This is a genomic window from Gilliamella sp. Pas-s25 (assembly GCF_009795885.1).
In the GTDB taxonomy this organism is placed as follows: Bacteria; Pseudomonadota; Gammaproteobacteria; order Enterobacterales; family Orbaceae; genus Gilliamella.
Genome location: NZ_WTEV01000009.1, coordinates 52,448 through 74,276, shown reverse-complemented (window position 1 = coordinate 74,276; position 21,829 = coordinate 52,448). Strand labels below are relative to the sequence as shown.

The 21,829-nt window shown below is 35.6% G+C and carries 22 protein-coding genes; 13 read left to right on the top strand and 9 right to left on the bottom strand.

The window, feature by feature from the left end; all coding sequences use genetic code 11:
- Window positions 1–254: 254 nt before the first annotated feature.
- A complete protein-coding gene (gene asd / locus GQ593_RS06140; protein ID WP_085247604.1) occupies window positions 255–1,358 on the top strand; it encodes an aspartate-semialdehyde dehydrogenase in 1,104 nt (367 codons plus the stop codon).
- Between the two features lie 62 nt (window positions 1,359–1,420).
- On the opposite strand, the gene GQ593_RS06135 is transcribed toward asd, so the two are convergent.
- The 3 genes from GQ593_RS06135 to nagB are packed head-to-tail and all read right to left on the bottom strand — an operon-like array spanning window position 1,421 to window position 4,647.
- Window positions 1,421–2,650 carry an ROK family protein gene (locus tag GQ593_RS06135; RefSeq protein ID WP_160402178.1) on the bottom strand — a complete coding sequence of 410 codons (1,230 nt, stop codon included), beginning with the start codon at window positions 2,648–2,650 and terminating at the stop codon, window positions 1,421–1,423.
- 36 nt (window positions 2,651–2,686) lie between these two features.
- Window positions 2,687–3,829 carry an N-acetylglucosamine-6-phosphate deacetylase gene (gene nagA / locus GQ593_RS06130; protein WP_160431250.1) on the bottom strand — a complete coding sequence of 381 codons (1,143 nt, stop codon included), beginning with the start codon at window positions 3,827–3,829 and terminating at the stop codon, window positions 2,687–2,689.
- Between the two features lie 11 nt (window positions 3,830–3,840).
- A complete protein-coding gene (gene nagB / locus GQ593_RS06125; RefSeq protein WP_160431249.1) occupies window positions 3,841–4,647 on the bottom strand; it encodes a glucosamine-6-phosphate deaminase in 807 nt (268 codons plus the stop codon).
- Between the two features lie 247 nt (window positions 4,648–4,894).
- Between nagB and nagE the strand changes: the two genes are divergently transcribed.
- Entirely contained in the window at window positions 4,895–6,388 is a 1,494-nt protein-coding gene (nagE, locus tag GQ593_RS06120; RefSeq protein ID WP_160431248.1) for an N-acetylglucosamine-specific PTS transporter subunit IIBC, read from the top strand.
- Window positions 6,389–6,567: 179 nt separating this feature from the next.
- Here nagE and tusC read toward each other — a convergent pair whose 3' ends face one another.
- Genes tusC through fkpA form a run of 3 tightly spaced genes read right to left on the bottom strand, consistent with a single transcriptional unit; the run spans window position 6,568 to window position 8,121 of the window.
- On the bottom strand, window positions 6,568–6,921 hold the full coding sequence (tusC, locus tag GQ593_RS06115) for a sulfurtransferase complex subunit TusC (protein WP_160431247.1): 354 nt from the start codon (window positions 6,919–6,921) through the stop codon (window positions 6,568–6,570).
- Between the two features lie 14 nt (window positions 6,922–6,935).
- A complete protein-coding gene (gene tusD, locus GQ593_RS06110) occupies window positions 6,936–7,301 on the bottom strand; it encodes a sulfurtransferase complex subunit TusD (protein WP_442903593.1) in 366 nt (121 codons plus the stop codon).
- Window positions 7,302–7,305: 4 nt separating this feature from the next.
- Window positions 7,306–8,121 carry an FKBP-type peptidyl-prolyl cis-trans isomerase gene (gene fkpA, locus GQ593_RS06105; protein WP_160431245.1) on the bottom strand — a complete coding sequence of 272 codons (816 nt, stop codon included), beginning with the start codon at window positions 8,119–8,121 and terminating at the stop codon, window positions 7,306–7,308.
- A 231-nt stretch (window positions 8,122–8,352) separates the two neighbouring features.
- On the opposite strand from fkpA, the gene fabZ reads away from it, so the two are divergent.
- From fabZ to rnhB, 4 genes are read left to right on the top strand one after another with little or no spacing between them, the layout of a single operon-like run.
- Window positions 8,353–8,799 (top strand): 3-hydroxyacyl-ACP dehydratase FabZ, encoded by a 447-nt coding sequence (gene fabZ / locus GQ593_RS06100; RefSeq protein WP_085247596.1) that lies wholly within the window; start codon window positions 8,353–8,355, stop codon window positions 8,797–8,799.
- 43 nt (window positions 8,800–8,842) lie between these two features.
- The gene (gene lpxA / locus GQ593_RS06095; RefSeq protein ID WP_160431244.1) at window positions 8,843–9,622 is read left to right on the top strand and encodes an acyl-ACP--UDP-N-acetylglucosamine O-acyltransferase; all 780 of its coding nucleotides are present in this window, start codon (window positions 8,843–8,845) and stop codon (window positions 9,620–9,622) included.
- Window positions 9,622–10,776: a lipid-A-disaccharide synthase gene (gene lpxB / locus GQ593_RS06090; RefSeq protein ID WP_160431243.1), complete on the top strand. Its 1,155-nt coding sequence runs from the start codon at window positions 9,622–9,624 to the stop codon at window positions 10,774–10,776. The genes lpxA and lpxB overlap by 1 nt, the downstream gene beginning before the upstream one ends.
- Entirely contained in the window at window positions 10,770–11,360 is a 591-nt protein-coding gene (gene rnhB, locus GQ593_RS06085) for a ribonuclease HII (RefSeq protein WP_085247593.1), read from the top strand. The genes lpxB and rnhB overlap by 7 nt, the downstream gene beginning before the upstream one ends.
- 360 nt (window positions 11,361–11,720) lie before the next feature.
- Here rnhB and GQ593_RS06080 read toward each other — a convergent pair whose 3' ends face one another.
- Entirely contained in the window at window positions 11,721–13,010 is a 1,290-nt protein-coding gene (locus GQ593_RS06080; RefSeq protein WP_160431242.1) for an NAD(P)/FAD-dependent oxidoreductase, read from the bottom strand.
- 351 nt (window positions 13,011–13,361) lie between these two features.
- Here GQ593_RS06080 and GQ593_RS06075 point away from each other — a divergent pair, with 351 nt between their 5' ends.
- The 5 genes from GQ593_RS06075 to rraA all read left to right on the top strand — a co-directional run bounded on the left by GQ593_RS06075 (window position 13,362) and on the right by rraA (window position 18,249).
- The gene (locus GQ593_RS06075) at window positions 13,362–14,333 is read left to right on the top strand and encodes an HlyD family secretion protein (protein WP_085247591.1); all 972 of its coding nucleotides are present in this window, start codon (window positions 13,362–13,364) and stop codon (window positions 14,331–14,333) included.
- Window positions 14,333–15,454: an ABC transporter permease gene (locus GQ593_RS06070; RefSeq protein WP_202115390.1), complete on the top strand. Its 1,122-nt coding sequence runs from the start codon at window positions 14,333–14,335 to the stop codon at window positions 15,452–15,454. The genes GQ593_RS06075 and GQ593_RS06070 overlap by 1 nt, the downstream gene beginning before the upstream one ends.
- A 17-nt stretch (window positions 15,455–15,471) precedes the next feature.
- Window positions 15,472–16,632: an ABC transporter permease gene (locus GQ593_RS06065; protein WP_370737829.1), complete on the top strand. Its 1,161-nt coding sequence runs from the start codon at window positions 15,472–15,474 to the stop codon at window positions 16,630–16,632.
- Window positions 16,633–16,767: 135 nt separating this feature from the next.
- A complete protein-coding gene (locus GQ593_RS06060; protein WP_160431240.1) occupies window positions 16,768–17,670 on the top strand; it encodes a 1,4-dihydroxy-2-naphthoate polyprenyltransferase in 903 nt (300 codons plus the stop codon).
- 87 nt (window positions 17,671–17,757) lie between these two features.
- Window positions 17,758–18,249, top strand: coding sequence for a ribonuclease E activity regulator RraA (gene rraA, locus GQ593_RS06055; protein ID WP_160431239.1), 492 nt, complete (start codon window positions 17,758–17,760; stop codon window positions 18,247–18,249).
- An 89-nt stretch (window positions 18,250–18,338) separates the two neighbouring features.
- On the opposite strand, the gene dprA is transcribed toward rraA, so the two are convergent.
- The gene (gene dprA, locus GQ593_RS06050) at window positions 18,339–19,445 is read right to left on the bottom strand and encodes a DNA-processing protein DprA (protein ID WP_202115388.1); all 1,107 of its coding nucleotides are present in this window, start codon (window positions 19,443–19,445) and stop codon (window positions 18,339–18,341) included.
- 156 nt (window positions 19,446–19,601) lie between these two features.
- Between dprA and def the strand changes: the two genes are divergently transcribed.
- Entirely contained in the window at window positions 19,602–20,114 is a 513-nt protein-coding gene (gene def, locus GQ593_RS06045; protein ID WP_085247587.1) for a peptide deformylase, read from the top strand.
- A 43-nt stretch (window positions 20,115–20,157) separates the two neighbouring features.
- Here def and grpE read toward each other — a convergent pair whose 3' ends face one another.
- The gene (gene grpE / locus GQ593_RS06040) at window positions 20,158–20,742 is read right to left on the bottom strand and encodes a nucleotide exchange factor GrpE (RefSeq protein ID WP_085247586.1); all 585 of its coding nucleotides are present in this window, start codon (window positions 20,740–20,742) and stop codon (window positions 20,158–20,160) included.
- 157 nt (window positions 20,743–20,899) lie between these two features.
- On the opposite strand from grpE, the gene nadK reads away from it, so the two are divergent.
- Entirely contained in the window at window positions 20,900–21,778 is an 879-nt protein-coding gene (gene nadK, locus GQ593_RS06035; protein WP_085247585.1) for an NAD(+) kinase, read from the top strand.
- Window positions 21,779–21,829 lie beyond the last annotated feature (51 nt).

Here is a 21,829-nt window from a genome sequence, read left to right as displayed (position 1 = left end):
CCGAATCATTTCAATAAATAAAAAATGGATCAATTTGTTAAAGTAGTGAATGTATTATCTAGAAGCGGTATTTGGTTGCAGATGATGATTCATTTTTCCCGTTGGTTATTGTAATTGTTTTCTCTTTCAATATATAACACCATGTTATTATATCCCTGCCTACAAAAATAATTCTTATCTGACTTGTTTTATGATGATATTTTGCTTTAATAGTGAAAATATCTTTTTATAACATCTACTTTTGGAAATAAAATATGAAAAATGTTGGTTTTGTCGGTTGGCGTGGAATGGTAGGTTCTGTTCTTATGCAACGTATGGTTGAAGAACACGATTTTGATTATATCAATCCAGTTTTCTTTTCTACTTCTCAAGCAGGTCAAGCTGCTCCTACTTTTGGCGGTAAAACAGGCACATTACAAAGTGCAGATAATATTGATGCATTAAAAGCGTTAGATATTATTGTTACTTGCCAAGGTGGTGATTATACCTCCGAGATTTATGCAAAATTACGTGCAACGGGCTGGCAAGGTTATTGGATTGATGCAGCATCAACATTGCGTATGGCTGATGATGCAATTATCGTGCTCGATCCAGTGAACAAAGCTAACATTGATGCTGCTTTAGATAAAGGTATTAAAACCTTTGTTGGTGGTAACTGTACTGTGAGCTTAATGTTAATGTCTCTCGGTGGTTTATTTGCTGAAAATCTTGTTGATTGGGTTTCGGTTTCAACTTATCAAGCTGCTTCAGGTGGTGGTGCGCGCCATATGCGTGAACTACTTACTCAAATGGGCATGCTAAATGCTGAGGTTGCCAAAGAGTTACAAAATCCGCATTCTTCTATTTTAGATATTGAGAGAAAAGTGACCCAAAAAATGCGGGATGGTAGCTTGCCTACTGATAACTTCGGTGTGCCATTAGCCGGTAGTTTAATTCCTTGGATCGATAAGGCGCTTGATAATGGTCAAAGCAAAGAGGAATGGAAAGGACAAGCTGAAACCAATAAAATCTTAGGTACTAGTCAAATTATTCCAGTTGATGGACTTTGTATTCGTATAGGGGCACTACGTTGTCATAGCCAAGCTTTTACCATTAAATTGAAAAAAGATATCAGTATACCCGAAATTGAAAAACTGCTTGCCGCTCATAATGATTGGGTAAAAGTCGTACCTAATGATCGTCAATTATCCATGAGGGAATTAACGCCAGCAGCTGTTACTGGTACGTTAACAACACCGGTTGGGCGTTTACGAAAATTGAATATGGGCAAAGATTATCTTTCTGCTTTTACAGTGGGTGACCAATTATTATGGGGTGCGGCTGAACCATTACGAAGAATGTTACGCATTTTAGCCTAAATTTAGAAATAATATAGCAAAGCCCGATTAATTGGTCGGGCTTTATTTTTTATCACAATAGATTACTGTTGTGTATCGTCTAATAATGTCATTAATAACGATCCATTAAATAAAGCTTGCTGCACTAGTGCAAATGCCCCAATTGCCGATCTATCATTAAGTGATGAGCAAGTAATAGTCAGGTTTTTGCGTAAATCTTCTAAGCTTTGAGCGTTTAATGCACTATTGACTGCGTTTAATAGTATTTCGGGCGACTTGGTGAGTTCACCGGCTAATACGATTCGTTGGGGATTAAATATGTTTACCATAATTGCAACTGCTCTGCCAAGGTTTTCACCAGCATCTTTAACTAGTTTTATAGCTAGCTCATCACCTTGATTGGCGTATTGACAGATATGATTAATGTCACAGTGCTTGGCTGTCAATTTGGATACATAACCTTGTTCAATCATCTGTTTAGCTCGGTATTCAATGGCTTTGTTCACTACACGGTTTTCTAAACAACCAAAATTACCGCAATGGCAGCGTTCACCTAATGCATCGACTTGAATATGCCCAACTTCGCAAGCGCTTTGATTATGGTTTGTAAGTAGTTGCTGATTAACGATAACGCCAGAGCCTACACCACGGTGTACACGAATTAAAATTGAATCATCAATATATTGTGTTGATCCAAAATAACTTTCAGCTAATGCTAAACTTTGAATATCATTACCTAAGAAAATAGATACATTAAATTTTTCTTGTAGGACTTTGGCTAAAGCCCACTCTTTCACTTGAATGTGTGGCGTATAACGGATAACGCCATTGACAGAATCAATTAAGCCAGGAAGTACAACGGATATTGCAACTAAATGTTTTATTTTTTTTCTATTTTCCTCAATAAATTCTTTAATCAATGTAATTAAATATTCTTGTACTTTTCGTTGGGTAAAATTGGTAATTGGATATGTGTTTGACGCAAGACATTTAGCCCCTAAGTCAAAAAGCTCAATGGTGACATGAGAACGGCTTAATTGCACAGCAATGGCTTGGTAGTGTCCAAATTTAGCTTCAATTGAAACCGCAGGTCGTCCCCCTGTTGATTGCTGGGCATCGACTTCTTTAATTAATTTCTTTTTAAGAAGTTGGCGGGTTATTTTAGTAATACTTGCTGGTGCTAATTGACTAATTTCGGCCAATTGAATACGAGAAACAGGCGCTTGCTGAACAATCAAACGATAAATCATTGCATAATTTAGCTGTTTGATTAATTCAGCATTACCAACTAAGTTCAGATAATTAAATGTCATATATTACTCAATATTTTTCATTAATTATCTGATATTCTAGCGATTCATTTCTCCATTAACAACCGTTTTCACAACCGTAAAGTCACGATTAAAGATAACAAGGTTTGCAATTTTGCCTTCACTAATACTACCAAGATGTTTATCCACACCAATTGCTTTGGCAGGGTAAAGTGTTGCCATTCTTAACGCTTCATCTAACGCAATGCCTACATATTCCACAGCATTTTTTACTGCATCAATCATGGTTAATGCTGAACCACCAAGAGTGCCGTTTTCGTCCACACAGCGTCCATTTTTATAATAAATGGTTTTACCTGCAAATATGCCAGATTCTAAATTAGAGCCAGCAAGTAGCATTGCATCGGTAATTAAGATTAAATGATCTTGTTTAATTTTGTGACTATTGCGAATATTTGCCCAACTGACATGTTGACCATCAGCAATAATGCCAACATACACTTCAGGTTCATCATAAATTGCACCAACTACGCCTGGTTCGCGTCCAGAAATATAAGGCATGGCATTAAATAGGTGAGTTCCTAAACGAATACCATCGTTAAATGCACGACGACAATCATCATAATGACCATTGGAATGCCCAACAGAAACATGAATACCTGCGTTAACCAGTTGCTTGATAAAATGACTTTCAACTTTTTCTGGTGCTAAGGTAATAATTTTAATGACATCAGCATTTTCACATAGAAAATCAATCATTTCTTGCGAAGGCTGACGAATAATATTTTCATCATGGATCCCTTTCTTTTCTAGACTAATATAGGGACCTTCAAGGTGTAAACCAAGCGCTTGATTGGTATGCGTAGCTAAATATTCACGCATCACTTTAACCGCCTTTATCATAAATTCATCAGTTGATGTAATTAAAGTCGGTAAATAACTTGTACAACCCGAGATAAGATTGGTGGCTTGCATTGCTTCTAATGTCTCAATGCTTAGTGCATCAAGTGTTTCATTAAATTGCACCCCACCACAGCCATTGACTTGAATATCAATAAAACCAGGTGCAACCATTGCACCTTGTAAATTTTCAATTTTAATATCCCCAGGTAACTCGTCTTGTTTGCAGATCTGTGCAATTTTATCTCCGTTGATAATAACGGCGTGATTTTCAAGAATTTCATAACCTGTATAAATACGACAATTTGTTAATGCGTACATTGATTTATCCTTTATAAAACGGTCACTTTAAGATTATCAGCTTCCATTTGTTTAAAATATTTTAGTGTTTTCACTTTAAGATCATCAGTACTTGGTTCATCACAAACAATAATTGAAGCTGGATGCATTTGTAGTGCAGTTACTGTCCAAAGGTGATTAACAGAACCTTCAACACCAGCTTGTAACGCTAAACTTTTGTTATGACCACAAACTAATAAAATCACTTCCTGAGCATCCATTAAAGTGGCAACTCCGATAGTTAGTGCATGTTTTGGTACTTGATTAACATCATTATCAAAAAAGCGAGAATTGGCAATGCGTGTATCTTCAGTTAATGTTTTGATACGAGTACGAGAGCAAAGCGAAGATCCTGGTTCATTAAATGCGATATGTCCATCTTGACCAACCCCACCTACAAAAATATTGATTTTGCCATAAGCTTTGATCTTCGCTTCATATTGACGACATTCTTCATCAATATCTGGCGCATTACCATTTAATATATGGATGTTGTTTTTATCAATATCAATATGATTAAAGAAATTTTCGTACATAAATGTGTGATAACTTTGCGGATGATCTTCTGGAAGTCCAACATATTCATCCATATTAAAAGTCACAACATGTTTAAAGCTAACATGACCTGCTTTATAATGTTTAATTAATTGTTGATACATGACTAACGGTGAGCTTCCTGTTGGTAAGCCTAGTAAAAATGGTCGGTCTGCGGTTGGTTTGAATTGGTTAATTTTATTCACAATACGCTGTGCAACCCAAGCACCGACTTCTTGTGCATTGTCTAAAGGAATAAGTCTCATGAGATATCACCTCTTTTGATATAATTAAATAAATTCTTTTTTTTAAAAGTAAAATATGTTGGATTAATTGTACTATATTAAGACAATTAATCAAAAAATATAGTGATTTTTGTCACAAAAAAGTAATAATTAATTTGCGAAGTAAAATAATATAGAGTGAAATAAAGGAGTCTTACTTATCATCGTTTAAAAATGTAAAATTTTATGACATTTTTTATATGCCCTTAAAAATATATGAGGTTAACTTATGGGAATTTTAGCTTATATGCAACGTATCGGGCGCTCACTGATGGTGCCTGTCGCAGTACTACCCGCAGCCGCAATACTACTCGGAATAGGGTATTGGATCGACCCTAACGGTTGGGGACAAAATAATATTATTGCTGCGTTTTTAATTAAATCGGGTGGCGCAATTATTGATAATATGCCTATACTTTTTGCTATTGGTGTGGCTTACGGTATGTCTAAAGATAAAGATGGTGCAGCCGCACTTGCTGGTTTAGTCGGTTTTTTAGTGGTTACAACTTTACTTTCTCCTAGCTCGATTGCACTATTTAATGGTATTGATACAAAAGCAGATGACTGGCTAGGACAAGTCCCTGCTGCATACAAAAAAATAAATAACCAATTTATCGGTATTCTTGTTGGTATTATTGCCGCCGAACTTTATAATCGTTTTAGTCAGGTTGAATTACATAAAGCGCTATCATTTTTCAGCGGAAAAAGACTTGTTCCTATTATTGTCTCAATAGTTATGTTGTTAGTATCTGCTGTTTTATATTTTATCTGGCCAACTATCTATGATGCACTTGTTGCGTTCGGTAAATATATTAAAGAATTAGGCTCTGTTGGTGCAGGTATTTATGGATTTTTCAATCGTTTACTTATTCCTGTCGGTTTACACCATGCTTTAAACTCAGTATTTTGGTTTGATGTTGCGGGTATCAATGATATTCCTAACTTCTTAGGTGGGCAAAAATCAATTGAAGATGGATTAGCAACAGTGGGTATTACTGGTCGTTACCAAGCTGGATTTTTCCCTGTTATGATGTTCGGTCTACCTGGCGCGGCATTAGCGATGTACCATACCGCGAAAAAAGGTAATAAAGATAAAACGGCTTCAATTATGTTAGCTGCTTCATTTGCTGCATTTTTTACCGGTGTTACTGAACCGTTAGAATTCGCGTTTATGTTTGTAGCACCAGTACTTTATGTTTTACATGCTGTTTTAGCTGGTATCTCACTTTATATTGCAGCTGCAATGCAATGGATTGCAGGGTTTGGCTTTAGTGCTGGCTTAGTTGATATGTTACTTTCCAGTCGTAACCCACTTGCTGTACATTGGTATATGCTTATACTTCAAGGTTTAGTGTTCTTTATTGTTTACTATGTTGCATTCCGTTTTGTGATTGTTAAATTTAACCTTAAAACACCAGGTCGTGAAGATGAAGATACCACAGTTTCATCAACCGGAAACACTCAGCAAAAACAAGCAATTGGTGATACATCGAAACTTGCAGAGCAGTATTTAGTTGCTGTTGGCGGTAAAGAAAATCTAACCAATATTGATTCTTGTATTACACGCTTACGTTTAGGGGTGAATGATTCAGATCTTATTGATGAGCAAGCGGCCAAAGCGCTTGGTGCAATGGCAGTGATTAAGTTAGGTAAGACTGGCGCACAAATTATTGTTGGAACTCAAGCTGAAAAAATTGCTGATCAAATGAAAAAATTAGTTTAGTCAAAAAACTAAATCAAATGAAACTATAGCCCACTCTATTTAAGCATCGAAAAAAATGGCGTGGGTTATTTATTTGATTTAAAAAAATAAAAAATTAAATAAAATCAATTATCTTTCTGAGTGATTTTGTTTGGATATAAATCTTGTTGTGGCGTGATATTTTATATTTCAGTATAAAATTAGAATCGCAATATTACATCTTGAGCGGTTAATAATTGAGCTATCGACAGCGTATCAATCTCTTTACTCGGGATATTACGAGGTATCAGGGTTAGCTTTCTTGATTTAAGGGATGATTTACATACATATACATCATCAACGTCATAAAGTTCAAGCATATTAAAAGTTGCAATATAATCGCGCATTAAAATTTGATCTGGTTGCTGATTAGGTAACAAATGAAATACACCATCATCGACAAAAAAAACAGAAATTTGGTTAAAAGCTGAGGTCGCCAATGCGATATCTAGTGCTTCTCGACCTTTGGCATTTCCATGAGGTGGCGAGCTAATAATTATTGCTACTTTTTTCATTTTCCCCCCTAACTTTAAAACTGAATAGTGCGATCTGTTGTTGCAATTGATTCACTCAATTCACCAAGACCAGTTAATTGAAAATGATCAGCTAGGTTATTTTCGATAATGCCACGACGCTGTGCTGCTGCTACACAAACCGTTAACGCAAAAGCGTGTTTTTGAGATAATTCTTGCCATGCCGAAACTAAGTTAAATTCATCATTAGCGGGATCGGTATAGCGGTTGCCATTATAAACACCATCGGCATAAAAAAAGATATTCTTAATAGTATGAGGAGTATTCGATAGTAAGGCTTGTGCAAATTGATACGCACAATAAGCAGATTGGGTCCCATAAGCAGGACCCATAACAACAAGTGTATAGCTTAGTGAACTAATCAAATTATTTAGCTGATTGTTCAGATTGCTCTTGATTTTGAACTGGTGTTGATTCTTCAGCTTTATCACCATCAATACCAAGCAATTCAACTTCAAACACTAACGTTGATGCTGGTTGAATGCCGGCTTTATCTTGTTGCCCAGGAAGACTTTGATCACCATAAGCTAACTCTGGTGGCACAACCAGTTTAATCTTGCCGCCAACGCCGATCAATTGAATTCCTTCAGTCCAACCTTTGATAACAGCATTAAGTGGAAAAGTTGCCGGCTCACCACGGTCATAGGAACTATCAAATTTACGTCCATCCGTTAATGTGCCTGAATAATGAACAATAACAGTGTCTTGCTCAGTTGGATGACGGTCAGAACCTTCTTTAATGACTTGATAAAGTAATCCTGACTTGGTTTGTTGTACGCCATCTTGTTTAGCAAATTCTGTGCGGAATTTATCACCTGCTGCTGTATTTTCAGTTTTTTCCTTTTCAAAACGCGCTTTGCTTTCTTCTTGAATTCGTTTTCCAAACGCATCTAAGATATCTTTAACATCATCTTTTGAAAGTTGTGATGCATCACGGAAGGTTTCATTAAAACCGCTAATCAAATATTCTTGGTCTGGTTTGATTTCATTTTGTTCTAAGTTTGACTTCATGTATGTTGCAAATGATGAACCTAACGCGTATGCTTCTTTCTGTGCATCAGTTGAAATTGTGATTTGATTAGTTGTGGAACTATTAGTGTCAGCTGATTTTTTATCATCACACCCAGTTAATGCTAATACAATCGCACTGCTTACTAATGTCATTTTAATCAATGATTTCATTCTACTTCTCCAAGTTATAAACTTTTTTAACTAATTATTTACATTATTATATATGATTTTGTATGGGATAATATAGTATTTACAAATCATTTATTTAATTAAGTTATATTAACATAGGATCAATATAATGGAATAAATAAAACCCGCTATTTAAATCATCCTTGAGTGAAAGAGGCTTCCTCAGTTATAATGTATAAAATTTATAGCAAATAATGTATAAGGATAGCTATTTTGACTACCGAACTTAATGCCCTTGATATTGAAGAAATTATCAGTTTATTACCCCATCGTTATCCATTTTTAATGGTTGATCGTGTACTTAGTTATGAAAAAGGTAAAACATTAAAAGCGATAAAAAATGTTACTGTAAATGAACCATTCTTTCAGGGGCACTTCCCTAATAAACCGATTTTCCCAGGTGTATTAATTTTAGAAGCAATGGCACAAGCTACAGGAATTTTAGCATTTAAAAGCATTGAAGAGTTATCTCCTGGGCAACTTTATTACTTCGCTTCAATTGACAAAGCACGTTTTAAACGTCCTGTTGTACCTGGTGATCAACTTGTGTTGGATGTTGAATATATTAAAGAGCGTCGTGGCATTGCGCTATTCCATGGTATTGCAACCGTTGATGGCAAGTTAGTTTGCGAAGCTGAAATGATGTGTGCTCGTAAATAACATTTGGTATTTTACATATTCCAAATTGTTTTAAGGAAATACTATGGCAACAGAAATACACCCAAGTTCAGTCATTGAAAAAGGTGCTAAAATCGGCGATAACGTCAAAATTGGTCCTTTTTGTTTTATTGGTGAAAATGTTGAAATTGGTGACGGCACATTTTTAAAATCACACGTTGTCATCAATGGTCACACCAAAATTGGTAAAGATAACCAAATTTATCAATTTGTCTCAATTGGTGAAGTAAACCAAGATTTAAAATATCGTGGAGAGCCAACGCGCACTGAAATCGGTGATCGTAATATGATTCGCGAAAGCGTAACTATTCACCGTGGTACGGTTCAAGGTGGTGAGTTAACTCGTATTGGTAGTGATAATTTATTGATGATCAATGCGCACGTTGCTCACGATTGTCATATTGGTAATCACTGTATTTTAGCAAATAATGCTACTTTAGGTGGGCATGTTCAATTAGACGATTATGTCATTATAGGTGGTATGACTGCTGTTCATCAATTTTGTGTGGTTGGATCACATGTAATGGTCGGTGGTTGTTCTGGCGTTGCGCAAGACGTTCCTCCTTATGTTATTGCTCAAGGTAATCACGCAACACCGCATGGCGTGAATTACGAAGGCTTAAAACGCAGAGGGTTTAGTAAAGATGCCTTACAGGCAATTCGTAATAGCTATAAAATCCTTTATCGAAATGGCTTAATGTTAGACGAAGCCAAAGTTGAAATTGCAACCCTTGCCAAACAATATCCTGAAGCCCAACTCTTTGTTGACTTTTTTGCACGCTCAACGCGTGGCATTATCCGTTAATGACCAATAAACCATTAACCATTGCCTTAGTCGCTGGAGAAACCTCTGGTGACATTCTTGGCGCAGGATTAATTTGTGCGCTAAAAAATTATCATCCCAATATTAAATTTGTTGGTATAGCTGGTCCAAAAATGCAAGCCGAAGGTTGTAGGGCTTGGTATGAAATGGATGAATTATCGGTTATGGGCATTGTTGAAGTATTGGGACGATTACGCCGTATTTTATCTATTCGCCGAGATATCACTAAACGTTTAATTGAACTTAAACCCGATATATTTATTGGTATTGATGCACCTGATTTTAATCTTTCCCTAGAGGGTAAGCTAAAGCAAGCGGGAATTAAAACCATTCATTATGTTAGCCCCTCTGTTTGGGCTTGGAAGCAAAAACGGGTTTTCAAAATTAAACGTAATACCAATCTTATTTTAGCTTTTTTACCGTTTGAAAAAACATTTTATGATAAATTTGATGTGCCTTGCCGCTTTATTGGTCATAAAATGGCGGATGACATTCCCCTTATTCCCGATCAAATAGCCATGCGTCAGCTATTAGGTGTTCCGACTGATTGCCCCTGTTTAGCATTATTACCGGGTAGTCGTCATGCTGAAGTGACATTACTATCTGCTCCTTTTTTAGCGGCTGCGCAACTATTACGTCAACGTTATCCTAATTTACATATTGTTGTGCCATTAGTGAATGAAAAAAGACGAAAAGAGTTTGAACAGATTAAAGCAGAAGTTGCCCCACAACTTGACATACAATTATTAGATGGTCATGCCCGTGAAGCAATGATTGCCAGTGATGCTGCTATTTTAGCCTCCGGTACTGTGGCACTAGAATGTATGTTAGCCAAATGTCCTATGGTTGTAGGTTATAAGATGAAACCTTTGACTTTTTGGCTTGCTAAAAAATTAATTAAAACACCTTATGTCTCTTTACCTAACATTTTAACTGGTAAAGCTCTGGTTCCAGAGTTATTACAGCAAGATTGCACACCTGAAAATATCGCCAATCACATTATTCCCTTATTAGAAGGTGATAATTCTGAGCTAAAACAGACATTTTTATCTTTGCATAAACAAATCCGTTGTAATGCCGATGAACAAGCGGCTAAAGCAGTACTTGATGTATTAGAGGATGTACATTGTTGTTAGACTTTACTTATCCAGATATAACACTTATTGCAGGCGTCGATGAAGTAGGACGTGGCCCACTGTGTGGTGATGTGGTCACTGCTGCGGTTATTTTAGATCCTAACAAGCCAATTAAAGGCTTAACTGACTCTAAAAAACTGACCGAAAAAAAGCGAGAACAGCTATTTGATATAATCAAACAGGATGCTTTAGCGTGGAATATTGCCCGCGCTTCAGTGGATGAAATAGATAAATTAAACATATTACATGCCACTATGCTAGCAATGCAGCGTGCTGTATCAGGTTTATCTATTAAACCCAATTTTGTATTAGTCGATGGTAATCGTTGCCCTGATTTTGGTATTCAAACTCAAGCGGTCATTAAAGGCGATTTATTGGTAGCAGAGATTAGCGCTGCTTCAATTTTGGCTAAAGTTACACGTGATCGTGAAATGGTTGAGCTGGATAAGTTGTATCCACAATATGGTCTTGCTAAGCATAAAGGTTATCCGACTAAAGCGCATTTAGCGGCAATCGAACAACACGGTATTAATCATCTATATCGTAAAAGCTTTGCACCAGTTAAGAATTTAGCGTTATTTTAAAACTAGCTTTAATCCTACCATTGCTTATCAACCGTTATCAGCTATGGTGAATGATACATAGAAAGTGATAAAACAACTATTTCTTAATAAAGGCATCTTATTATCGTAACGTTTTCTATTTTTTAATAAAAATAATACCCATATGGCTGCATGGCGAGTTTATTGTTTGCTTAGTAGCGAGGTTTTATTCTGATTGTGAAGATGGAAAAATGTTTATAGCTAGCAATACTAATTAAAGTGAATTAAAAACAGCATAGACACTAAAACAAAACGTATATACATCAATAATGCTATACCTATTTTGAATAAATAGCTACTTATCAAAGGTATTTTGTAAGTAGCTATCAAAAGGAGAAGAACCTAATCTTGATGAGTAAAGATAGATGCAAATTTACTTTTGTACATTTCTTTGCTAGCTTTAGCAAATCGGATTGTTTTGAAAATACCCAATAAGCTTGCTTGATGCATACGATACAATAGGCGATGAATAGTTAAAGCAAAAAATCCTTTAACATTCATTTCTCGTTTTCCTGCAATTTTAACCACACCTTGTGCTGTATCATGCAGGGAAATAATCGTTCCATTATCGGTATAATTAAACGATTTCATTGACTTATTATTTAACATGTTAACAATATTTTCAAAACAGATTTTTGCCATCTGATGTGCAGCTTGTGCTGTAGCGGGAGCGGCTCGTCCGCTGTCTTGCATCGCGTAAGCACAATCACCAATAACAAAAATATTATCATCGCGTGTTGTTTGTAGCGTCGGTTTAACTACAAGTTGATTAGAACGACTTGATTCTAAACCAGCAATATCTTTTAGATAGTCAGGTGCTTTTACACCCGCAGTCCAGATCATAATATCAGCGTTAATAGTATCGCCTTCTTTTGGATAAAAGCCATCACTTTCCGCTTTAGTTATCATGGTTTTGGTTAACACATGAATACCACGTTTTTGTAATGTTTCGGTAATACCTAATGCTGTTTTTTCAGGTAATGCTGGTAAAATACGATCAGTTGCTTCAATAACCGATATATCCAACACATCTGAACACATTTTATTTTGGCCACAAGCACCAAATGTTTCAACCATATGAGGTAATTCGGAAGCTAATTCAACTCCAGTTGCGCCACCACCAACAATAGCAATACGAATCTTATCTTCATTAGTTGCTTCATGTTTATCAATAATTGAACAAAAACTAGCAAATTTTGCAATAAGAGTTTCACGTAAACGAATTGCAGCATTTTGGTCATCTAAAAAGATACAATGTTCTTTAACACCAGGTGTACCAAAATCGTTTGAAGTACTGCCTATTGCCATAACTAAAATATCATACGGAATAGAAACAGACTCGTGATTTAAGTTTTCAATAATAACTTGTTTTTCTTCACGATTAAGATTAGTAAAAGTACCTTGATTAAATTGGAAATTGTGTTGTTGCCCTTGTGCAGCATAATCGATTTTATCCGCTTGTTCGTTTAAAACGCCTGTGGCAACTTCGTGTAATAGTGGTTTCCATAAGTGATAACTGTTTTTATCAATCAGCGTAATTTCGGCTTGGTCACCTTTGCCTAGTTTATCACCAAGGTCTGTTGCTAGTTCTAATCCCCCAGCACCACCACCAATAATAACTATTTTTTTCATATTTTAATGCCTTATCATTTTCTTTAAAAATATCATACTAAATAACTAGGTTTTTATCTATTTCTTTTGACTGATATCATTTATATATAAAATCTATTAAAGTGGTGGTTTGTAATCATTAAAAATTATCTTAATCAAGTATAGAAAGCTGACTTACAGCGATTACTTGCTGTAATAGTAAATTAGTATTGATATTGTATGATTTTTAAATTAAATTGGCATTAGCAGTAAAAATAAAGCACTTTTCGTGCAATGCGGAGACGAAAATTTACGTATGTTTATTTGACCAAGCATATAATAAATTTAATTCTCTATGTCTTATCTCTTTACTACCACTCTATACAAAATTTTATGAACAAAAAAATTTTTACTAGTATTGCGTTAATCGTTATTTTAATATCAATGACGATCTTAATTCGCTCACATAACAGTCAACTTATTCTACAAGGTGAAGTCGATGCACCAAATGTTAGTGTTGCCTCTAAAGCCAAAGGTCGAGTACAAGTCATCCATGTCCGTCGTGGAGATGATGTTAAACCTAATGATGTCCTTATTACACTCGATAGCCCAGAACTTTTAGCTCAGGTTAAAGCTGCTGAAGCTGCGCGAGACCAAGCAAAAGCACAATTAGCTCTTTCAGATCATGGAACACGTGAAGAAAGCATTCGTTATTACGAAGCCATTTTAGAGCAAGCAAAAGTAACGTATGATAATGCTTCCAAAGAATATGATCGTAACAAAACTATTTCGGCCAAAGGTTATGTTTCTCAATCAATTTTAGATAATGCTTTAAAAACACGAGATTCAGCCTTTCAACAGGTTCAATCAGCACAAGCTAATTTAGACCAAGCTAAAAATGGTGATCGAGTTGAACAACGTGCAATTTATGCAGCCAAATTAGAAGAAGTTGAGGAACAACTTAAACAGCTACAAATACAATATGATGATTTACAAGTTAAAGCGCAAGTCGCTGGTGAAATAGGATCTATTCCTGCTGAAGTAGGTGAATTATTTAATGCTAATAGCCCATTATTAACTGTGATTCAACTCCCTCAAGCTTACTTTGTGTTTAACCTACGTGAAGATATTATGTCTAATATTCGTAAAGGCGATCACATTACGCTTGAAGTGCCCGCGCTTAATCAAAAAGAGGTTGAAGCTGAAATTCGTTATATAGCCCCAATGGGCGATTATGCAACGAAACGCGCAACAAGGGCTACAGGAGATTTTGATTTGAAAACTTTTGAAGTAAGGCTTTATCCTGTTGCACCAGTTAAAGGTTTACGTGCTGGTATGAGCACATTATGGAAGTTGGACCAATAATGTTAGATTTCTGGCACCGTTTTAAAGGTGCATTTAATGATGAAATACCGCAAATTTTTAGGCGATTTACATTTCATTGGTTAATGTGGATTATGCCACTAATTATTTTTTTTCTAATTAGTAGCATCTTCTATCGAGGTGTATTGTTAGATTTGCCAGTAGGCTATATTGACCACGATAAGAGTACGTTGTCGCGTGAAATTGTTCGTAATCTCAATGCTGCAGCGCATGCGGATCTTATCAATTATAACGACCAACTTTTAGATGCTCAGCGTGATGTACAAAAAGCGAAAATTTATGCGTTGCTTTATATTCCACCTAATTTTGAAGCGGATGTATTATCAGGTCGCCAACCAACGCCAATGCTTTACTATAATGCTTTATATTATAGTGCTGGTTTATATTCGATCATGGATTATTCAGGGTTGATAGCAACACTCAATACGCAATATCGCACCACCATGGCGACAAGCATTGGCATGCCGGTTCCACCATTGGCTAAAGTGAATTTTAATTATGATGGTTTATTTAATGCCAGTGGTAACTCTATGTACTTCCAACAATTTTCAGCGGTAGTACATTTATTGCAGTTATTTGTTGTAACTACAACAATTCATATTTTAGCGCAATTACCAAAGCGAACGCGTGCTAATTACCCTTTTGTTTTAGGAAAATTAGCACCTTATACAATTTGGTTTACCATGCTGCTTATTTTTGAAATTGCCATGCTCGTTTTGTTTTCTAATGCGCGTGTATCAGGGTCCCCTTTTGCCATGATGACGGTGGTATTTTTCTATGTTATTGCTGCACAAAGCATTGGTATTTTGCTATACACATTTACTAAAACCCCCATTAATGCTTATACCTATATAGGTCTTTTAGTTGGGCTTGCATTAACTTATTCTGGTGTTGTTGTGCCTGAACTATCTATGCCATGGATTGCTAGGTTTATTTCTTCTCTTGAGCCATTAACTTATGCACTAAATAAACTGTTCGATCTGTTTTTACGTCATTCTAGCTATTTTTCGGTGTTAAAAACTTGTGGTATTTTAATGATCTATCCAATAATTATTACCTTGCTAGTCAGAAAGCGCTTAGTAAGGCGTTTGCATTCACAGTGAGAGGGTAGATTTAGATGATTAAGATTTTTTGGTCTTCATTTATAAGAATATTTTTCCTTTTGTTAGGGCGACCAATGTGGTTATTGTTGCTATTGTCTGTGTCATTAATGAGTCTTGTTTATATCAATGGCACCATCACCAATTTACCGGTAGCTATTGTGGATCAAGATCATACCCCAACTAGCCGCGGTTTAATCCGCTCTTTAGAAACCAGCTCAAAAATTGATACAATTATCTACGAAAGCTCACTACAAGCTTATGATGATATCAATCATCGCAAAATTTTTGCTGTGATAACTATTCCTAGAGATTTTGAAAAACGTTTAATAAGCGGTCAGGAAGTTACCATTCCTGCATATGGTGATGCTTCAAGTCGCCTAGCTAATGGTCTAATACAAGTTGATATAAAAGGGATTTATCAGCAGATATTAACTGAATATAATACCAAAATAATGCGTAATAATGGATTTTCAGAAGAACAGATCAATATCATTTTATCGCCTATCAAAAGTCAAACCGAACCCCTTTATAATGCAGGTATCAGTTTTGCTGCAATTACCTTTCCTGGGTTATTAGTGATGTTGTTGCAGCACTCTTTTTTAATTGCTTCAACGCGTACTAATATCACCCTCAATTCGCTACCCCAAGGCAAACCACCTAAAATTGTCATGTTTGGCAGCTTATGTGGGTTATTACCTATTTGGTTATTTTTATCTATTGTGCTATTTGGGTTATGGCCTTGGGTACTAGGCTATCGGCAATTGGCCAGTATTCCAGAAATACTTATCATGACATTTCCACTATTGCTTGGTGCGCTGGGCTTGAGTAAATTACTCACTGAATGTTTACGCCGTACAGAGATGATATACCTTACATTGGCATTTTTAACCACGCCGGTTTTCTACCTTTCAGGAACTATTTGGCCACTTAGTGCCATGCCTGTATGGGTGCGATGTGTTTCTTATTCTCTACCTTCAACTTGGGCAACCAATATGATTGCAGGTGTGAATCAAATGGGGCTAAGCTTATCGGATAACTGGCTGAACATATTGATGATACTTTTACTTGGCGTAATATATAGTACACTTGGTATATTTGTATCAGCATTACGTGAAGGAAAAGTTAGAAGAGTATTTAGAAAAATGAAAACGTTGCGATATTTCAAAATGCGCAGCTAAATGATTAATATCGATCCAGCATATAATTGGAAATAATCTGAAAGTTATTAGAGATATTTTTATCATCAATACCGTGAACTTTTTTTGTATTGCTGTTATTATGATTAATAGCTTTCACTATAAATAATGTACTGAATGTATAATAAATTTCATCCATGGATTATTAGTTTACGGTTACAAACTCTGCCCCTTTCTCTTTCGGCAGTATTAATAGGAAATGCGTTAGCTTATTGGCAACACCAATTTAATTTTTGGATACTACTATTTTCATTAATTACCGCTTCATTATTACAAATTCTTGCTAATCTAGCCAATGACTACGGTGATGAAATTAAAGGGAGTGATCAAAACAATCTTACCGCCCATACTCGTGGAATACAATTGGGTTTAATTACACTTAAACAGCTAAAAATATCATTATGGATTAATACTTTTTTATGTGTTTCATTTGGGCTAAGTTTACTTATACTTGCTTGTAATAATATTTATGAATTATTTAGTTTTATATTATTAGGACTCTTATCTATTATTGCAGCCATAACTTATACCATAGGTAAAAAACCTTACGGCTATATTGGATTTGGCGATCTATCAGTACTTCTTTTCTTTGGCTTGATTGGGGTTATGGGTAGTTACTACTTGCAAACCAAAGTACTTTTTTTACCGATTATTTTACCCGCTTTAGGTTGCGGACTATTATCTGTTGCTGTACTTAACATCAATAATCTTCGTGATATAGAAATAGATCAAAATCATAATAAGCGTACATTAGTGGTCATAATGGGTAAAAATATGGGAAGATATTATCATCTATTGTTATTACTTATTGCGTTTTGTTGTCTTAGTTTATTTGCATACAACTGTTTACAAACAGTATGGAGCGGTTTATTTATACTAACCTTACCACTATTTATTAAACATATTTATGCTGTTTTTCAATTTAAGACACATAAAGAGGCTGTACCTTTATTATTACAGATGGTCAAATTTGCTTTATTGACAAATTTACTTTATTGTTTAGGAATTATTTTGAGCTAGTTCACGTTTATTTAAATTTAATATCATTTTACTTAATGTTAGCGTTATACTAAGTAAACTTATATCACAGCACAAGGAGACTTGATAATGGAGTTTGATACTTCAATTCTTTGCGATTATTACCCAGAAGATGTTAACGTAGTTGAACCGATATTTAGTAATTTTGGTGGTGTTGCATCATTTTCAGGTCAAGCTGTAACAGTTAAATGTTTTGAAGACAATGGGTTACTATACGAAATTTTACAATCAGACGGCTCAGGTAGAATCTTGGTAATCGATGGGGGTGGCTCTGTTCGTCGTGCATTAATTGATGCAGAACTAATAGATATGGCCGTTCAAAATCATTGGGAAGGGATTATTGTCTATGGTGCTGTTCGTCAAGTTGATTATCTGGCTGAAGCCGAGATTGGTATTCAAGCATTGGCAGCAATTCCAGTTGGTGCTGAAGATCAAGGCGTTGGTGAAATCGATATTCGTATTAATTTTGGCGGAGTAACTTTCTTTTCGGGTGATTTTGTCTATGCTGATAACACTGGTATTATCTTATCTGAAATAGCTCTAGAAGTTGAAGATAAATAAAAAACGAATTATTACCGCCGATTTATATCGGCGGATTTTGTACTTAGCTGCATGCTTTCCTAAAAATTTTTAACATAAATACGGCTATTTTAAATTAATCTATTGCGAATATAACCTCCGGTTACCGTTTTAATTAATCCGGCTAATTCCATATCTAATAATTTTATTGTTACTTCCGGAATGGACATATTTACTTGTTGAGCAATAATATCAACCGGAATAGGTTGATGGTGAATCACAGCAAAAATTTCAGGATATAAAATAGAATTATTTTGTTCTTCTTTAAACTGATTATGCGAGCCATTTGCTACCGATAAATAACGACAATAATGCTCTAAAATATCAGCCGGTTTAGAAACTAAATAGGCACCTTGTTTAATTAAATAATGCGTTCCACTACAGTTTTCATTATTAATATCACCAGGTAAGGCAAAGATATCGCGATTTTGCTCAAGTGCATAGCGCGCAGTAATTAACGACCCGCTTTTCTCTGAAGCTTCAATTACAAAGGTACCTAAACTTAATCCACTAATAATTCGATTTCGACGAGGAAAATAGACCGATCTAGCCTTTTCAAACGGCAAAAATTCGGACACAATGGCACCATCTTGAGCTAAAATATCATTAGCTAAGTTTAAATTTGATCGTGGTGCAATTTTTGCTAAACCACTACCTAAAACTGCAATCGTATGACCAGATACCTCAAGCGCACCACGATGGCAAATCGCATCTAACCCTAGCGCCAAACCACTGGTTATTGTTAAACCATTCATAGCCAGTTCGCCAGCAAAATATCGCCCCCATTGGGCCCCATATTCACTAAATTCACGGCTTCCAACCATAGCTAGTTGAGGGGAATACAATAGCTGTCGATTACCTAAAACAAACAATAATAATGGCGGAGAGCTAATTTGTTTGAGTAGCAATGGATAATCACTATCACAATAGGCAATAAGGTGTTTTTGTGGGCAGGGTGAATCTAACCATTCAAGGACTGGTTCAAAATGCAAATATGATGTTTCATAAAAAAGCGTTAATTGAACATCCGAAAATCCCAGTTTATCTAACAAAATAGAAACATCTTGTATGCAACTTGGTAAATTGTTTGCAAAAAGTTGTCCAATTTTTTCAAAAATGGCCTGTTTGCCATGTCCAAGCATTGAAATTCGTAATAAGAACTCATATTTACTCATCATAACTTTTTTGTTCTCATGTTAAATAATTTAACTATCTTGAATTGATAAGATAAATACTAGCAATAGCTAACAAACACTATTCATCAGTATGATAAATGTTTACAATGTGCAAAAGTTTGAATAAACCCGAAATTTGAGGAGTAGATCGAATAATTTATGGCTATTTTACCGGTATTACGTTTCCCTGATGAGCGACTTCGCAAAGTTGCTAAGCCTGTTACCCAGTTCACACCAGAGTTACAAACGATCATTGATAATATGATTGAAACCATGTACGCCGAAAACGGAATCGGCCTTGCGTCAACTCAAGTGGATGTGCATGAGCAAATTATTGTGATTGATGTATCAGAAGATAAAAGTCAAGTTTATGTGATTATCAATCCAGAAGTCATTAGCCAAGAAGGTGAGACCGGTATTGAAGAAGGTTGCCTATCAGTACCTGATTGTCGCGGGTTTGTACCAAGGGCTGAAAAAATCAAAATTAAAGCACTTGATCGTAATGGCAATCCTTATGAAATTGACGCCGATGAACTACTTGCTATCTGTATTCAACACGAAATGGATCACTTAAAAGGTAAACTATTTGTTGATTATCTTTCACCATTAAAACGTCAACGAATCGAGCAAAAAATGAAAAAGCTTGCTCGTGAAGAACAACGGAATAAATAAAATTAACCGCCAAAATGGTTGGCGGTTATCCATTTAAACTAAACTATTTAGCAACAATGACCATCGCAGGACGAATTAAACGACCATTTAAGGTGTAACCTTTTTGAATGGTATTAACGATTTGACCTGATTGATGTTCTGGCGATTCAACCATGCTAATTGCTTGGTGTACATCAGGATTTAATTGTGAATCTTCGGTATTAATTACTTCAATACCAAATTTTTTGACCGTATCTAAGAATGATTTTAATGTCAATTCTAACCCTTCCACAGTGGCCTTATGTTCTGGATTAGCTTTGTCTGTTGATTCTAAAGCGCGTTCTAGATTATCAATAACTGGTAATAATTCATTAGAGAATTTTTCTAGTGCAAATTTACGTGCTTTATCAACATCTTGCTCAACACGTTTACGAACATTATCAATTTCAGCTCGTGCACGAATCATCGCTTCGCTTTCATTTTTTTTCGCTAATTGCAATGCTTGCTCAAGCTCTGTAATGCGAACTTCTTTCGCTTTTAATTGCTCTTCAAAATTAGGTTGTGACGCTGCTTGTTGTTCGATTGTTTCTTCTGCTGGTGTGTCAATGCTAGTTTCATTTTCTGACGTATTTTTATCTTGTTCTGTCATAAGGTACTCCAAATAATGTAGTCGAAAACTTAGTGAATAACGGTTATTATGGGGACAATTTTTATGATTACAAGCTTATTGGTACATTGATATGTAATTTTTTGACCTGTGACGAAAAAATACATATTTTTTATGTAAAAAATTACAAGGATATTTTATGCAAACTCCATTTAAATGCATTGGTCTCATCGGACTTCCGCGTAAGTTAGAAGCAATTGAAACCCATCAAGTGCTTTATGATTGGCTTGTTAAACTTGGTATTCGTGTGTTAGTTGAAGAGCGCTTGGAGGACCATATTCAATTTCCCGTTAGCCATTATGCTTCTTTAGAAACAATTGGCCAGCAAGCTGACCTCGCCATTGTTGTGGGGGGGGATGGCAATATGTTACGTTCTGCGCGTTACTTATCTCCATATAAAATTAAAGTGATCGGTGTCAATCGTGGTAATTTAGGTTTTTTAACCGACATATCACACGAACAAGTGATTGAACAATTAAGCCCAGTGATTGCCGGCGAATATGACAATGACCCTCGCTTTTTACTAGAAGTTTCTATTTATGATGAAGGCAATTTAATTAATTCAAGTTTTGCTGTGAACGAAATTGTTGTGACCCCCAATACGGTTGCCCATATGATTGACTATGATGTTTACATTAATGAACGCAATGCGTTTTCACAGCGGGCTGATGGATTGATTATTGCAACACCGACAGGCTCTACTGCCTATTCACTATCAGCGGGTGGACCTATTTTAGCGCCTCATTTAGACGCATTAATTATTACACCAATGTTTCCGCATTCGTTAGCAGTTAGACCATTAGTTATTAAGGGAGATAATCCTATTCATCTTAAATTTCCAACAACTGCGCTTGATATAAATATTGCCTGTGATAGCCAAATTATTTTACCGGTCAAACCAACACAGGATGTAATTATTCGTCGTTCATCGTATGAATTTAATTTGATTCATACCAAAGATTATGATTACTTTAATAATCTTTCAACCAAATTAGGTTGGTCACAAAAGATGTTTTAGTCTAATTTTGTCAAAAACTTTCAGGAAAGCATGTGTTTTAGTATAAAATTT

Excerpts from the sequence above, each read along its gene's own strand:
- GQ593_RS06075 (WP_085247591.1), top strand. The coding sequence starts at position 13,362 with ATGAACAAAAAAATTTTTACTAGTATTGCGTTAATCGTTATTTTAATA.
- dprA (WP_202115388.1), bottom strand. The coding sequence starts at position 19,445 with ATGATGAGTAAATATGAGTTCTTATTACGAATTTCAATGCTTGGACAT.
- grpE (WP_085247586.1), bottom strand. The coding sequence starts at position 20,742 with ATGACAGAACAAGATAAAAATACGTCAGAAAATGAAACTAGCATTGAC.
- lpxA (WP_160431244.1), top strand. The coding sequence starts at position 8,843 with ATGGCAACAGAAATACACCCAAGTTCAGTCATTGAAAAAGGTGCTAAA.
- rraA (WP_160431239.1), top strand. The coding sequence starts at position 17,758 with ATGGAGTTTGATACTTCAATTCTTTGCGATTATTACCCAGAAGATGTT.
- nagA (WP_160431250.1), bottom strand. The coding sequence starts at position 3,829 with ATGTACGCATTAACAAATTGTCGTATTTATACAGGTTATGAAATTCTT.
- GQ593_RS06080 (WP_160431242.1), bottom strand. The coding sequence starts at position 13,010 with ATGAAAAAAATAGTTATTATTGGTGGTGGTGCTGGGGGATTAGAACTA.
- fkpA (WP_160431245.1), bottom strand. The coding sequence starts at position 8,121 with ATGAAATCATTGATTAAAATGACATTAGTAAGCAGTGCGATTGTATTA.
- asd (WP_085247604.1), top strand. The coding sequence starts at position 255 with ATGAAAAATGTTGGTTTTGTCGGTTGGCGTGGAATGGTAGGTTCTGTT.
- lpxB (WP_160431243.1), top strand. The coding sequence starts at position 9,622 with ATGACCAATAAACCATTAACCATTGCCTTAGTCGCTGGAGAAACCTCT.
- GQ593_RS06135 (WP_160402178.1), bottom strand. The coding sequence starts at position 2,650 with ATGACATTTAATTATCTGAACTTAGTTGGTAATGCTGAATTAATCAAA.
- GQ593_RS06070 (WP_202115390.1), top strand. The coding sequence starts at position 14,333 with ATGTTAGATTTCTGGCACCGTTTTAAAGGTGCATTTAATGATGAAATA.
- nadK (WP_085247585.1), top strand. The coding sequence starts at position 20,900 with ATGCAAACTCCATTTAAATGCATTGGTCTCATCGGACTTCCGCGTAAG.
- nagE (WP_160431248.1), top strand. The coding sequence starts at position 4,895 with ATGGGAATTTTAGCTTATATGCAACGTATCGGGCGCTCACTGATGGTG.
- GQ593_RS06060 (WP_160431240.1), top strand. The coding sequence starts at position 16,768 with ATGTATAATAAATTTCATCCATGGATTATTAGTTTACGGTTACAAACT.
- def (WP_085247587.1), top strand. The coding sequence starts at position 19,602 with ATGGCTATTTTACCGGTATTACGTTTCCCTGATGAGCGACTTCGCAAA.
- tusC (WP_160431247.1), bottom strand. The coding sequence starts at position 6,921 with ATGAAAAAAGTAGCAATAATTATTAGCTCGCCACCTCATGGAAATGCC.
- nagB (WP_160431249.1), bottom strand. The coding sequence starts at position 4,647 with ATGAGACTTATTCCTTTAGACAATGCACAAGAAGTCGGTGCTTGGGTT.